9 protein-coding genes are annotated in these 13,253 nt (G+C 58.7%); 2 read left to right on the top strand and 7 right to left on the bottom strand.

The window, feature by feature from the left end:
* The first annotated feature begins 117 nt into the window (after positions 1 to 117).
* A complete protein-coding gene (gene mltF, locus E3O56_RS25380; RefSeq protein ID WP_248129157.1) occupies positions 118 to 1,578 on the top strand; it encodes a membrane-bound lytic murein transglycosylase MltF in 1,461 nt (486 codons plus the stop codon).
* Positions 1,579 to 1,715: 137 nt separating this feature from the next.
* Here mltF and E3O56_RS25375 read toward each other — a convergent pair whose 3' ends face one another.
* From E3O56_RS25375 to treP, 5 genes are all read right to left on the bottom strand, one after another.
* Entirely contained in the window at positions 1,716 to 1,994 is a 279-nt protein-coding gene (locus tag E3O56_RS25375; protein WP_103734897.1) for a PTS transporter subunit EIIB, read from the bottom strand.
* 2 nt (positions 1,995 to 1,996) lie between these two features.
* Entirely contained in the window at positions 1,997 to 4,531 is a 2,535-nt protein-coding gene (gene ptsP / locus E3O56_RS25370) for a phosphoenolpyruvate--protein phosphotransferase (protein WP_248129156.1), read from the bottom strand.
* Positions 4,532 to 4,579: 48 nt separating this feature from the next.
* A complete protein-coding gene (locus tag E3O56_RS25365; RefSeq protein ID WP_005791151.1) occupies positions 4,580 to 5,800 on the bottom strand; it encodes a carbohydrate porin in 1,221 nt (406 codons plus the stop codon).
* A gap of 68 nt (positions 5,801 to 5,868) precedes the next feature.
* Positions 5,869 to 7,515 carry an alpha,alpha-phosphotrehalase gene (treC, locus tag E3O56_RS25360; protein ID WP_248129155.1) on the bottom strand — a complete coding sequence of 549 codons (1,647 nt, stop codon included), beginning with the start codon at positions 7,513 to 7,515 and terminating at the stop codon, positions 5,869 to 5,871.
* Positions 7,516 to 7,634: 119 nt separating this feature from the next.
* A complete protein-coding gene (gene treP, locus E3O56_RS25355; protein WP_032879618.1) occupies positions 7,635 to 9,077 on the bottom strand; it encodes a PTS system trehalose-specific EIIBC component in 1,443 nt (480 codons plus the stop codon).
* Positions 9,078 to 9,316: 239 nt separating this feature from the next.
* On the opposite strand from treP, the gene treR reads away from it, so the two are divergent.
* The gene (treR, locus tag E3O56_RS25350; protein WP_032879617.1) at positions 9,317 to 10,021 is read left to right on the top strand and encodes a trehalose operon repressor; all 705 of its coding nucleotides are present in this window, start codon (positions 9,317 to 9,319) and stop codon (positions 10,019 to 10,021) included.
* Positions 10,022 to 10,372: 351 nt separating this feature from the next.
* Here treR and E3O56_RS25345 read toward each other — a convergent pair whose 3' ends face one another.
* Positions 10,373 to 12,121, bottom strand: a complete 1,749-nt coding sequence (locus E3O56_RS25345) for an ATP-binding protein (protein WP_248129154.1) — start codon at positions 12,119 to 12,121, stop codon at positions 10,373 to 10,375.
* On the bottom strand, positions 12,118 to 13,155 hold the full coding sequence (locus E3O56_RS25340; protein WP_248129153.1) for an SIR2 family protein: 1,038 nt from the start codon (positions 13,153 to 13,155) through the stop codon (positions 12,118 to 12,120). Before E3O56_RS25340 ends, E3O56_RS25345 begins: the two co-directional genes overlap by 4 nt.
* Between the last annotated feature and the right edge of the window lie 98 nt (positions 13,156 to 13,253).

Below are 13,253 nucleotides of genomic sequence, written 5' to 3'. Positions count from 1 at the left end.
CACAATGGCGCTCCAGGCCGCGTTTCTGCGGGCTGCAGCACAGTTTTAACCGCGCTAGCAGACAAGTGCAGCGCTGTCGAGATATGGCGCCACGGGCCGTTTGCGTATACTGCGCAGATGTTCTCCCCAACTGTTTTGCGCCCGCGATGGGTCAAATGGCTCATCGCCACCCTGCTCTTCCTGACGCTCAGTGCCTGTGTTGATAAGCCCAGCACGCTTGAGCGAATCAAGGAGGATGGCGTATTGCGGGTGGTCACCCGGAACAGTCCGGCCACGTATTTCCAGGACCGTAACGGTGAGACCGGGTTCGAATATGAACTGGTCAAGCGTTTTGCCGACGAGTTGGGCGTGAAGCTGGAAATCGAGACCGCCGACAACCTCGATGACCTGTTCGGTCAGCTGGGCAAACCCAACGGCCCGGTTCTGGCCGCCGCCGGCCTGGTCAGCAGCGAACAGCGCCAGCAGCAGGTGCGTTTTTCCCACCCGTACCTGGAAGTGACCCCGCAGATCATCTATCGCAACGGCCAATCACGCCCCACCAATGCAGCCGATCTGGCGGGCAAGAAGATCATGGTGCTCAAGGGCAGCACCCACGCCGAACAGCTTGCGGCGCTGAAGAAACAGAATCCTGCAATCGAATACGAAGAGTCCGACGCCGTTGAAGTAGTCGACCTGCTGCGCATGGTCGACGAGGGGCAGATCGACCTGACCCTGGTGGACTCCAACGAAGTCGCCATGAACCAGGTGTACTTTCCCAATGTGCGCGTGGCGTTCGACCTCGGCAATGCCAGCAACCAAAGCTGGGCCGTGGCGGCAGGCGACGACAACAGCCTGCTCAACGAAATCAACAGCTACCTGGACAAGGTCGAGAAGAACGGCACGTTGCAGCGTCTGAAAGACCGCTATTACGGACATGTCGACGTACTCGGCTATGTGGGCGCCTATACCTTTGCCCAGCATCTGCAACAACGCCTGCCCAAGTACGAGAAGCACTTTCGTGCCTATGCCAAGGCAGAGAAAGTCGATTGGCGGCTGCTGGCAGCCATCGGCTACCAGGAATCGCTGTGGCAACCGACGGTCACCTCCAAGACCGGCGTGCGCGGCCTGATGATGCTGACCCAGAACACCGCCCAAGCCATGGGCGTGTCCAACCGCCTGGACCCCAAGCAGAGCATCATGGGCGGCGCCAAGTACCTGGCCAGGATCAAGGATGAGCTGGACGACAAGATCGCCGAGCCCGACCGCACCTGGTTTGCCCTCGCCGCCTATAACGTCGGCACCGGTCATCTGGACGATGCACGTATCCTGGCCAAGAAAGAAGGCCTGAACCCGAACAAGTGGCTGGACGTGAAGAAGATGCTGCCGCGCTTGTCGCAGAAGCAGTGGTACAGCAAGACCCGCTATGGTTATGCGCGTGGCGGGGAGCCGGTGCATTTTGTGGCGAACATCCGGCGTTACTACGACATTCTTACCTGGGTGACCCAGCCGCAGCTGGAAGGCAACCAGGTGGTGGAAGGCAACCTGCATGTGCCGGGTGTGGACAAGACCAAGCCGTCGCAGGACAGCCCTCAACTCTGATCACGACAGCCCGCACACTGCAAATCCCTGTGGGAGCCGGGCTTGCCCGCGATGGCGGCCTGACAGTCAAGGTATTCGGCGCCTGACACACTGCTATCGCGGGCAAGCCCGGCTCCCACATTTGATCATCGTAGCCTTTATAGGCCGGTGAGCAGATGGACCACGCCGCCCGCCAGTACCATCACTGCGGGTACACCGGCAGCCTTCAACGCCGACTCATCCAACCCACCCACCTCCTTCAATTGCACCCTCACACGCGTCAGCGCCACGCGCTTCTGTGAAGTAACGTTCCCCTCCCCGCCCAATGCACTCAGCACCTCGGCCGACAACAGGCTCGGTGTCGGTGCGGCAACCGTCTCCGCCACCAAATCAGGCGTCAGGGCTTTCCAGAACGCCCGCTGCAATTTCTCGAACATGCTCAGTGCTCCACGACAGATGAGGTTTCAACGGTAGCCGCGTGGTACAGCCGCAGGGCCTCACGCACTTGATTGGCTTCTTCCAGGCCCAGCACCTGGCGGGCGATGATCTGGCAGTCGTGCAGGTCCAGCTCACGCACGGTGGCCTTGATGGTCGGGATCAGCGGCACGCTCACCGACAGCTCATCCACACCGAGCCCGATCAATACCGGCACTGCCACTGTTTCGGAGGCCAGCGCACCACATACCCCCACCCACTTGCCGTGGGCATGGGCCGCTTTGACCGTGATGTCGATCAGGCGCAGTACCGCCGGGTGGAAACTGTCGGCCTGGCTGGCCAGACGCGGGTGGTCGCGGTCCATGGCGAGGGTGTATTGGGTCAGGTCGTTGGTGCCGATGGAGAAGAAATCCACATGGGGCGCAAACACATCCGCCATCAGCGCTGCGCTGGGGACTTCGATCATGATGCCCAGCTTCGGTAACTCGGTCAGCCCAAGCGCCAATGCCTCTTCTTCGAGCATCTTGCGCGCCAGGTGCAGCTCCGACAGCAGGCTGACCATCGGCAACATGATATGCAGTCGCGCCAAGCCTGCACTGGCAAGGATCGAGCGCAGCTGTTCACGCAGCAGTTCGGGGCGCTCCAGGCACAGGCGAATACCGCGCAGGCCAAGGAACGGGTTGGTCTCGCTCTCCATCGGCACATAGGCCAAGGGTTTGTCGCCGCCCACATCCAGGGTGCGCACCACCAGATTGCGCTCGGTGCCCAGGGCGCGAGCGATGGCGCTGTAAGTGCCAGCCTGTTCTTCGGCGCTCGGGGCGCGGTTACGGTCCAGGTAGAGGAACTCCGAACGCAGCAGGCCCACGCCTTCCCCGCCCAGGGTCAGGGACTGCTCCACTTCCTGCAACGAGGCGACATTGGCGGTGACTTCAACGTGATGCCCATCGCGGGTGACCGCCGCCCGTGAGGCCTGTGCCACCTCACGTTGCAGTCGCAGCTTTTGCTGTTGGCGAACCGCCTGCAATTGTTCGATTTCAGCCAGGTCCGGCTCCAGATGCAGCTCGCCTTTGTCGGCATTGAGCAGTACCCGTTTGCCGTTGGCCAGGGCCAATACCTGGCTCGGCACCCCGCAAACAGAGGGCAGGCCCAGCGCGCGGGCAAGGATTGCCACATGACTGGTAGCGCCACCGGCGACCGTGACGAAGCCCAGGACTTTACCGGTATCCAGGCCGGCGGTTTGTGAGGGTGTCAGTTGCTCGGCGACCAGGATGGCGCACTCCGGCAGCTCCATGGATCGCTCGGGCACGCCCAGGATCAACTTGAGCACGCGCCGACCAACGTCGGCCAAGTCCGCTGCACGTTCAGCGAGCAGTGCCTTACCCAAGCCCTCGAAGAGTCGGGCGGTCGCCACTGTGGCGCGGTTCCAGGCAAAGGCGGCACTCTTGCCCTCGGCCAGCAGGCTATAGGCTTGTTCAAGCAGGGTTGGATCTTCGAGCAATTCCTGATGAGCGCGGAAAATTTCGGCTTGGGCACTGCCGGCCGCCTTGGCTTGCAAGTCTTGCAGCGCCTCGCTTGCCGCCCGTAGGCCACGCGCCAATGCGGCCCGCTCAAAGGTTTCTCCGGCGCCAGCTTCGGGAATATCGAGCGCCGTCTCAGCCACTTGGACGACCTGGCCGAACGCCGAGCCCGGCGATGCGCAGACACCTCGCAACACGGTGGCCGAAGATGCCGGCGCGGCGGGCGTGTTGATTTTCTCGACCGCTACCGGCAAGGTCTCGCCACAGCCGTCGAGCAATAACGCCACCAGGGCCTGGATCGCCGCCTCGGCATCTCCGCCCGCCGCGCTCACCTGCACGCTGTCGCCCTGGCAGGTCTGCAACGCCATGATCGCCACCAGGGACTTGGCATTCGCACTCTGGGTTTGCTTGTGCAGGTAAATGCTCGAGTTGAACCCTTTCGCCGCCTGGGCAAGCACCGCCGCAGGCCGGGCGTGCAAGCCATGAGCGTTGGGCACAGTCAGTGGCTTGGAGAACAGCGCGTTACCCTCCTCCTCATCCAACTCGGCAGATACCTGCCCGGGCGATACTCGCAACAGTGGCTGGCCGGCCTCGACCAACGCCCGGTCTGCCACCAACAGCTCAAACGGCTCGCCGCTCACCACCAGCATCAAGGTCAGCAGACTGCGTGCATGGAGCGCCACATAGTCGGCATCGAACTCTATCAGCGGCTGCCCAGCCTCCACCCGCTGGCCTTCCTCGACCAGACGGGTGAAACCCTGGCCAGCCAGGTTCACGGTGTCCAGACCGATATGCAGCAACACCTGCACGCCGTTGTCGTCGGTGACACTGACCGCATGACCGCTGTCCTGAATGTTGCTGATCACCCCGGCCAACGGCGCGCAGAGCGTCTGCGAGGTCGGGTCGATGCACAGCCCGTCGCCGATCACGCGACCGGAAAATACCGGGTCGGGTACCTGATCCAGCGCCAGCAGGACCCCGGACAGGGGCGCCAGCAGTGTCAGGGGTTTAGATGGGGTCATGACTTCACCTGTTGTTGTGTTTTTTAAAGATCATTGGGAGCTACCGAATTACTTCCACCAGTACTCGACTTGTACACCCATGTTCGAGCCATGCCGCGCAGTGCCATAGGCACCGGTATCAGATAATGCCGAACCCGCCGCCAGCTCATTGGCCGCACGCTTGGCCGCCTGGTTCCAGGACGCATAGGTGTAATACAACCGCACTTCCGGCCGAGCCCAGAATTCAGGACCTTTGGGCGACCAGGTCGGAGCGAACGTGAATTTGCTCAACTTGCGCGTGCCCCCCGTGGCGTCAACCTGATCGTGACCCAGCTCAGCGACCAGTTTGAATTGCTCGCTGATGGCATATGCCGGTCGCACGCCGAGGGAGATCCAATTCTGGTCCTGGCGCCCTGGGCGCACGTCTTTCTGGTACACCGCTTCAACTTGCCCGCCGAAACGCGGGGTCACCTGCCAGTCGAAGAACTCCACTACCCGGTAGCTTTTGCTGCTCCTGTCCAACGCGGTATTGCCGGTATAGCCCAGGCCGGTACCTGGGCCTTCGCCGTACTGGAGGGCAAACTTGTTCTTGCCCCCCAGGAATGCAGCTTGTACATGCTGCGCGGTCAGCGCCCATCCGCTGTTGGCGTCACGCCCGCCAGCCTTGGCGATGTAGCTCAAGCCAAGCTCCAGCTCGCCGCCAGGGTTGGTATTGAAACCTGCGACGTTGAAGTCGTGACGGGTGGCGTATTCCTTCTGGTACAGGTTGTCCTTGCGTGACAGCGCGTAGCTGTATTTCAAGCCGCCGATCAGCACGTCCTCGATTCCGCCTCCGGTGGCGCTCTGGTTCCAGTAGTAGAAGTCGGAAATATGGATGTCGTTACGCTTGTAGTAACGCCGCCCGGCCCACAGCGAACCGCCATTGAGGCTGGGCAGGTTGGACCATTGCGCGTACATCTGCGGCATACGCGCCGAACCGTTGTTTTCGCCCTGGAATTTCAGGGCACGGTCGTACTGGTTGTAGAGGGAAGCCATGGCATCGACGCTGAACACCGACCCGTCATCGAGGGTCAGCAGGTCCTGGCGTAATTCCAGCTCAGCGTATTGCTCGCATTCGTTGCCCAAGCGGTACTTGGTTTGCGCCCCCGGTAGTTGGAAGCATTGCTGCTTGCCACTGCCCGTCGATGTGCCTGCGCCGCTGCGCAAGTAACCGGCGAATTCCAGAGCCTGGGCGCCAAACGGCGCAGCGAGGCAAGAGGCGATAAGACCCAGCTTTATTTTTGTTTTCATGAAGCGCTCCTTTTATTTTTATTGTTATTTCTTACTGTCTTGCGTGACGCGATCGCCCGTAGGGCGGCTTAGCCCTTGAGGTGCAGCACAAACGATTCGTAAGGGCGCAACACCACCGTGCTCGTGCGCACCGGGCAGTCGGGGTAGTTGCTGATCAGCAAACGTTGTTCGCACGCCGCGTTGATCACCTGATCGGGCAATTGGATTTCGCACGGCGTGCCGTAGAAGTTGTTGAGCACCAGCAGGCGCTCGCCCTGGCCTTCACGCAGGTAGGCCCAAACCTTGGAATGGTCTTGCAGCAGCGGGCGATAAACGCCTTGCTGGATCAGAGGTTCGCGGCGCCGCAGGGCGATCAATGCTCGGTAGTGATGCAGCACCGAGTCCGGGTCATCCAGCTGACTTTCGACATTGATGCGCGCGGCGTTGTCCGGGATGCCAATCCAGGGCTCGCCACGACTGAAACCGGCATTGGCCTGGCTGTTCCACTGCATCGGCGTACGCCCGTTGTCGCGGGACTTCTGCATGATCGCCGCCATGCTCGATGCTTCGGACTCTCCCGCATCGCGCTTGAGTCGGAAGATATTCAGGGTTTCTACATCGCGGTATTGTTCGATCCTGTCAAAGCCCGGGTTGGTCATCCCCAGTTCTTCGCCCTGGTACACATAGGGTGTGCCCTGGAGGAAGTGCAGCGCGGTGGCAAGCATCTTGGCCGAGACCACGCGATATTCGCCGTTATCACCAAATCGCGAAACCACCCGTGGCTGGTCGTGGTTACACCAGAACAGCGCGTTCCAACCGCCACCGGCCTGCATGCCTGTCTGCCAATCAGAGAGAATCTGCTTGAGTTGCAGGAAATCGAAATCGGCCTTTACCCACTTTTGCAGGTTGGGGTAATCGACTTTCAGGTGATGGAAGTTGAAGGTCATCGACAGCTCTTTCGAGGCCGGATTCGAGTAGCGAATGCAGTGTTCCAGGCGGGTGGACGACATCTCGCCCACGTTGATCAGGTCATGGCCGTCGAAGACTTCACGGTGCATTTGCTGCAGGTACTCGTGCACATGCGGGCCGTCGGTGTAGAAGCGGCGGCCGTCGCTGGTGTCTTCGGGGAAATCGGCGGGCTTGGAGATCAGGTTGATCACGTCCAGGCGGAACCCACCCACGCCTTTGTCACGCCAGAAGCGCATCATCTTGAACACTTCGGCGCGCACCTTGGGGTTGTCCCAATTGAGGTCGGCCTGGGTGTGGTCGAACAGATGCAGGTAGTACTGGCCAGTCTGCGCTTCGTATTCCCAGGCCGAGCCGCCGAACTTGGACTCCCAGTTGTTCGGCTGGTCGCGCCAGATGTAGAAGTCGCGGTAAGGGTTGTCGAGGCTGCTGCGTGCCTGCTGGAACCACTCGTGCTCGACGGAGGTGTGGTTGACCACGATGTCGAGCATCAGCCTGATGCCGCGCTTGGCCGCTTCGCTGATCAGCAAGTCGCAGTCGGCCATGGTCCCGTAGCTGGGGTCGATGGCGTAGTAATCGCTGATGTCGTAGCCGTTGTCGCGCTGGGGTGAGCGCAAAAACGGGGTGACCCACAGGCAATCCACGCCCAGCCAGTGCAAGTAGTCGAGCTTGTCGACGATGCCCAGCAGGTCACCGGTAGCGTTACCCGCGTGGCTGTGGAAGCTTTTGGGGTAGATCTGGTAGATCACCGAGTGTTGCCAGGTTTGCATGGTGGGTTCCTTCAGTAGAGTTGGGTGCTGGCCCTTCTGGCCTCATCGCAGGCAAGCCAGCTCCCACAGTTGAAATGCGTTCAACCTGTGGGAGCTGGCTTGCCCCCGGTGGCGATTGATCAGGCGACCCGGTAGCCAGGCCGAATGATCTTCATGCTCAACAGGCAAGTCAGCGCAAACGGCACGACCATCGCCACGATCATGCCGATCACAAACATCGGAATCGCACTCGGCACAATCGAGATAAACCCGGGCAAGCCACCGACGCCGATGGCCGAAGCCGTTACCTTGTTCAGCGACAGGAAAATGCTGCCCAGCGCCGAGCCCAGCAGAGCGGCGTAGAACGGGAACTTGAAGCGCAGATTCACCCCGAACATCGCCGGCTCGGTGATGCCGAAATAAGCCGAAATTGCCGAGGTGGACGCCATGCTTTTGTCCCGCGCATTGCGGGTCATGTAGAACACGCCCAATGCGGCGCTGCCCTGGGCCAGGTTGGACATGACGATCATTGGCCAGATAAAGGTGCCGCCCTGGGTCGAAATAAGCTGCAGGTCGACGGCCAGGAACATGTGGTGCATACCGGTGATCACCAATGGCGCATACAGCAGGCCGAAAATCGCCCCGCCAATCATGGGTGCAATCTCAAACAGGGTGACCAGGCCTTCGGTAATCAGGATGCCGAGGTGGCGGGTGACCGGGCCGATGATCGCCAGGGCCAGCACGCCGGTAACAACGATGGTGGTGATCGGCACGACCAGCAATTGAATCGCATTCGGTACCCGCGCCCTTAGCCACTTCTCGATCACGCTCATGACGAAGGCGGCCATCAGGATCGGCAGGATCTGCCCCTGGTAACCCACCTTCTCGATCTGGAACCAGCCGAAGATATCGAAGTACGGCAGGCTCTGGCCGTCGAGGCCGGCGACCGCCTTGCCGTAGTTCCAGGCGTTGAGCAGGTCGGGGTGCACCAGCATCAGGCCCAGCACAATGCCGAGGATTTCACTGCCGCCAAAACGCTTGGCTGCCGACCAGCCCACCAACGCCGGCAGGAACACGAACGAGGTGTTTGCCATCAGGTTGATCAGGCTCCACAGGCCATCCAGGTTCGGGTAGGCCTCCAGCAGGGTCTTGCCTTCGATGAACATGCCCTTGGCGCCCATCAGGTTGTTCACGCCCATCAACAGGCCGGCGATGATCAGCGCGGGCAGGATCGGCATGAACACATCGGAAAACACCCGCACCAGACGCTGCATGGGGTTGGTCTTGTCGCCGCCGGCTTTCTTCACGTCGGCAATGGTTGAGGCGGCCAGGCCGGTCAGTTCGCGCAGGGCGGCATAGACCTTCTCCACTTCGCCGGGGCCGATCACCACCTGGAACAGGCCGCCGGTAAAGAACGAGCCCTTGACCAGATCGACCTGGTTCAACGCATTGCCGTTGACCAGGCTTGGGTCCTTGAGCGCCAGGCGCAGGCGGGTCACGCAATGGGCAGCTTGCTCAAGGTTATCGCGGCCCCCGAGGTGCTCGAGAATCTCGCGGGCAGTAGACGAATAGTCGTGGCTCATGCTCGTTTTCCACTGTGATTGTTTTTATGGGTGGCAGTCATTGGCAGCACGCCGAGGAGGGAAAAGTACTCGTCTGTACGAGTTAAATCAACAACTCGTCTGTACGAGTTACACTTTTGTTTATATGTGGGAGCTTACTGTCAGATTTTTCCCTCACCTGCACGGCTATCCAATGGACAAACCCCACCTCTGCCACTAAGGTTCCTGCCTTGAATGCAAGCCAGGCACAGAGCCATCTCATGAGCAAATACAACCAGATCTATACGGATCTGCTTGCCAGCATCACCACCGAACGCCTGCAACGCGGTACGCGCCTTCCCTCCGAAACCGAACTGATGGACGCCTACCAGGCCAGCCGTGGCACCGTGCGACGCGCCATCGAGCAGTTGCAGGAGCGTGGCTTTGCGCAAAAAATCCATGGCAAGGGCACCTTTGTGTTGTCGCCCAACCCGATCGAGTTCCAGTTGGGCGGCATCGTCAGCTTTCACGAGACCCACGCCGACCTGGGCGATGACGTACGCACTGACGTCGTCGAGTTCACCCAAATCCCGCTGGAAGGTTCTTTGCTGCAACACATCGAAGCCGAGCCCGGCACGCTGATCACCCGCGTCAAACGCGTACGACGTATCGGTGGCAAGCGCGTGATCCTGGACATCAACCACTTCGTTGCCGACCTGATCCCCGGCCTGGACCACTCGATTGCCGAGCAGTCGATCTACGCGTTTATCGAGCAAACGCTGGGGCTGCAGATCAGCTATGCACAGCGCACCATCGAAGCCCTGCCGCGCAGCAAGGACGACCAGGCGCATCTGGATCTCGATGGGCAAAGCCATGTGATCGTGGTGAGTAACCAGACGTTTTTGCAGGACGGGAGGCAGTTCGAGTACACCGAGTCGCGGCATACGCTGGATAAGTTTTACTTTTCGGATATTGCGCGGCGCTGAGCGTAATCCGGGAAGATCATCTTCTCCCCTACCGCCTCGAACTCTGGGTGAGTGCCTCGGTATTCGGAAAGCTCCGACATCGCGCGAGTCATGCCTCGCGTGCATCCTGGCCAACCATAGGCTGCTTGATCAGGCACTGACATCCCCAAAAACACAAAACCCCGGCACCAGGCCGGGGTTCTGTTATTCAGCACTCACCTGCTATTGCAGGATCATTCCCACTCTATTATCAATCGACCGTATTAACCCATTAAAATATGGGTATAAATGCCATTCCTCCTGCTCAATACCATGATAAGTGCCATGCTTCGATTTCCATCGACTTGCCGGTAAGTGGAGCAAGAGAAAGTGCTAGCCACCTGCCCGCGACTGACTGCGCAAAGACTCGACTGCAGCCTCAAGTAGCTTTTCGTCGGGCATAAGCGTACCCCACTCCCTCCAGAAGTCTCGCGTCGCGCTATCAGGCTTCACTTGAGGTTGATCCAGTTTGATCCGCGTCGGGAGAAGTACAGCATCACCCAGCAGGAGGGCTTCGCCCGTGTCGAGCAGGGGAAGCATAGCCGTTAAGCCGACTAAAGAATCAGGCATAAGCCTCTTGATGACATTCTGATCGCTGTCGTTCGTCAACCTGAGAGCTAGAAAATTATTGCACTGAGACAGAATCGTGCGGCTGACATCAGATGGTCTCTGGCTCACTACAAGTAAAGAGAAGCCATACTTCCGACCTTCCTTAGCGATGCGTTCAAATGACCACAGAGCCTGTCGTTGAACGGCGTCAGCGTCATCCTTAACTGGCAGATAGAGGTGCGCCTCATCACAAAGCAACGTGATCGGTGTGCGGGCATCCGCGCTCATCCAAAACTGGACGTCATAAAGCAGACGGGCCAGTGTTCCGGTAACGACCGGAAGCACATCAGCCGGTACCTCGGAGAAATCAATGATCTTAATGCCGTTATTTGAGTCGGCGCGAAGCAGTTTCACGATCTGCTTGGCGAGCCATCCGTAATCCAACGACTCCGGTGGTGGCGAGAACATAAAACCGTATCGGCGATCGTCAAGCTTTGCCTCGAGCCGGGAGATGAAACGCGTCAGTTTATCTTCCCATTCGCCTTTTACAGCGGCGCCTTTAGCCCCAACCCCTTTCGTCGTATTGTCGACTTTCAAACGAGCGACTAAGTCCGCTACGGCATAAGGGATCGGCGAATCGACTGTAAAGGTCTCTTTAACCTTGGCCTTACCCGAATCATCGAGGGTGATTCCCTTTAGTTCACGCACGTGGCGGGTAAAGCGAGAGGCTTGGTTGGGTGCGTTCTGATCACTTCGGTCCAAGACCATCGACAGCATTTCGTCGCGGTTTAGCAACCAGTATGGGAGGAACAACGCATCATCCTTTGGCGCGGCTAAATCGCTAGGTCCGGCGATGCGAAACCGCTGTGCAAATCCGCCTTTGCTTTTATCCGCAAGTGGTTGATATTCGCCATGCATGTCGAAAACCACTATGTTGGGAAACTTGAGTTTGGCTGCCCTTTCAAGAATAAGCGCAACCGCCCAGCTCTTTCCTGACCCGGTACTGCCGAGGATCGCAGCATGCCGTTGAAAAAATTTGTCGCCGCTTGCTATAGCTTCCGCGCTCCGGTCGGCGACGAACGTGCCGAGCTTTAAGCGCTCATTCTCCGAAAGGCCTGCACCCAGGATGCCCATAAACCGTTGCAGATTGGCTGCTTCGATGACGAAGCACTCCCGATCAATTTGAGGGAAGCTATCTGCCCCTCGCTTAAAAGTGTCGGGTTTGTCGCCATCAACCGTTCGATATGTGCCAATGACAAAAGCTTGCATATGATCAGAAGGCGAAACTGTCAGCGTTCCGAACTCACCATCTGCGGGGTCAGGAAGCTCCTCACGGAGTGAGCGGGTAACCCGATCAGCCATCGCAATCAGGAACTCAGCCTGCGTTACACCCCTAATCGCAATGAGCTGCCCGATACCAACGCGGGTCAGCATTTCGGAGTTAGTGACGTCAATGGCTACGCGGCTGGTGTCGACACCGGCGACGCGTCCAATTTGGTCATTATCTGTAAAGTCGAGCGCTGCACCAGTCATACGGATAGAACTCCTTTCACAAACCCGTCTAGATCCCAAAAATTGATATTGGGATAAAATTTTTCCGTTCCATCGATGATGAAGCGGGTACCGACAGTGTCACCCTCTTGGTGCAGCTCTGCCGCAATCACATTCTTGTTCTCAAAGGCCAATACCCGCGCCTTAGGAGATAGCCAAAACGTTAAAATCACCGTCTTCACACCTGACTTGATACGAGGGGTCAGATGAGTTTCTAAGTGATCATCATTGAAGCCATAACCAATAATGAGAAAATAGCGAGCCTTGTCGATAGCATCGTTTGCTTTTTCACGATGCTTATCGAATGGACTTTCGTAACCGCTTCTGAATTTGTTTAAACCGGGCGTAATGATGAGTCGAGGAAGTGGTAGTGATCCAGCGTAGCGTACCGGATTGCCTTCGCGGTGATACCAGTCAAGGCTACCGTGCGGTTTGAAGACGTTTGCCTTCGAAGCGAAGTTATACCGCACATGCTTGCCCACTAGCTTGACGCTACGGCAGAAGCTCCAGTAGCTTTCCTGAGGGTCAAGCCGCGCAGCAAAATGGCCAGAGAACATCGTATCGACCCCTAGCTTGGCCTCCTCGCATGCAAGTTCGACAAGACGGTCATAATTTGTCGTAACGATTGGAATGCCCGTATCCGGCTTCAACAAATGGGGGATAAGGCTGGTCAGGCGAAGCGTCCTCGTGTTGCTGAACACCTCGGAAATAATGCCCGCTTCGGCAGAAGCAATAAAATCGCCTGTGCTCTGAACAATAGCGGCCTCTAGGGATGGCGTCGGAGCATGCTTTAGCAAGGCTGCCTCCAACCCATCAGTTTCAATGAGAGGATAGATATCCTCCCACAGTTTGTTGTCGTCTGGAGAAAGGCTCGCTGGAATATGCGTGACGAGATGCCGCCCAAGTGGGCCCATCCCAGGCACGCCTTCCGCGCAAGACAATCCGGAGCCAATGACCAACACTAGGCCGTCGCCAAGGTGTTTCTGCAGCCGTTTCTTTAACGCACTCAGTTCCATGTGCCCCTACCAATGTCATCGCGCCGATTCCCAGCAAAAGGTAGCACGGGCCGCGCCCATCCGACAGATCATCACTCTGACCTAGCGCGAGCTAGATC

This window comes from Pseudomonas sp. W2Aug9 (assembly GCF_023127755.1).
Classification (GTDB): Bacteria; Pseudomonadota; Gammaproteobacteria; order Pseudomonadales; family Pseudomonadaceae; genus Aquipseudomonas; species Aquipseudomonas synxantha_A.
Note: the sequence above shows the minus strand (reverse complement) of the source record. Positions and strands in the feature narration are given on the sequence as shown.